A 1,281-nucleotide genomic window follows, 5' to 3' on the forward strand; every position below is an offset into this window, starting at 1 on the left:
GTCGTGACTGCGTGCCTTTTGAAGAATGAGCCTGCGAGTTTGCGGTGTGTTGCGAGGTTAACCCGTGTGGGGAAGCCGTAGCGAAAGCGAGTCCGAACAGGGCGGTTTAGTAGCGCGCTCAAGACCCGAAGCGGAGTGATCTAGCCATGGGCAGGTTGAAGCGGCTGTAAGAGGTCGTGGAGGACCGAACCCACCAGGGTTGAAAACCTGGGGGATGACCTGTGGTTAGGGGTGAAAGGCCAATCAAACTCCGTGATAGCTGGTTCTCCCCGAAATGCATTTAGGTGCAGCGTCGTGTGTTTCTTGCCGGAGGTAGAGCACTGGATAGGCGATGGGCCCTACCGGGTTACTGACCTTAGCCAAACTCCGAATGCCGGTAAGTGAGAGCACGGCAGTGAGACTGTGGGGGATAAGCTCCATGGTCGAGAGGGAAACAGCCCAGAGCATCGACTAAGGCCCCTAAGCGTACGCTAAGTGGGAAAGGATGTGGAGTCGCAGAGACAACCAGGAGGTTGGCTTAGAAGCAGCCACCCTTGAAAGAGTGCGTAATAGCTCACTGGTCTAGTGATTCCGCGCCGACAATGTAGCGGGGCTCAAGCGTACCGCCGAAGTCGTGTCATTTCAGCATATAGGGCCAACGCCCGCTGGGATGGGTAGGGGAGCGTCGTGTGCCGGGTGAAGCCGCAGCGGAAGCTAGTGGTGGACGGTTCACGAGTGAGAATGCAGGCATGAGTAGCGATACACACGTGAGAAACGTGTGCGCCGATTGACTAAGGGTTCCTGGGTCAAGCTGATCTGCCCAGGGTAAGTCGGGACCTAAGGCGAGGCCGACAGGCGTAGTCGATGGATAACCGGTTGATATTCCGGTACCCGCTGTGAAGCGTCAAACAGTGAACCCTCTAATGCTAAGACCGTGAAGCCGTTCCGGACCCTTCGGGGAAAGGAAAGTGGTGGAGCCGTCGACCCAAGGTGGTAGTAGGTGAGTGATGGGGTGACGCAGGAAGGTAGTCCAGCCCGGGCGGTGGTTGTCCCGGGGTAAGGGTGTAGCCCGCAAGGTAGGTAAATCCGCCTTGCATGAGGGTGAGACCTGATGCCGAGCCGATTGTGGTGAAGTGGATGATCCTATGCTGTCGAGAAAAGCCTCTAGCGAGTTTCATGGCGGCCCGTACCCTAAACCGACTCAGGTGGTCAGGTAGAGAATACCGAGGCGTTCGGGTGAACTATGGTTAAGGAACTCGGCAAAATGCCCCCGTAACTTCGGGAGAAGGGGGGCCATCACTG

At 57.1% G+C, this 1,281-nt stretch carries 1 rRNA gene (only partly in view); it reads left to right on the forward strand.

Annotated features, from left to right (window positions below):
- A 23S ribosomal RNA gene (locus tag ACZ5VQ_RS49280) occupies window positions 1-1,281 on the forward strand; its annotated part runs 1,290 nt beyond the window's last position; the annotation flags it as partial.

It is taken from the genome of Streptomyces sp. NPDC033178 (assembly GCF_055577685.1).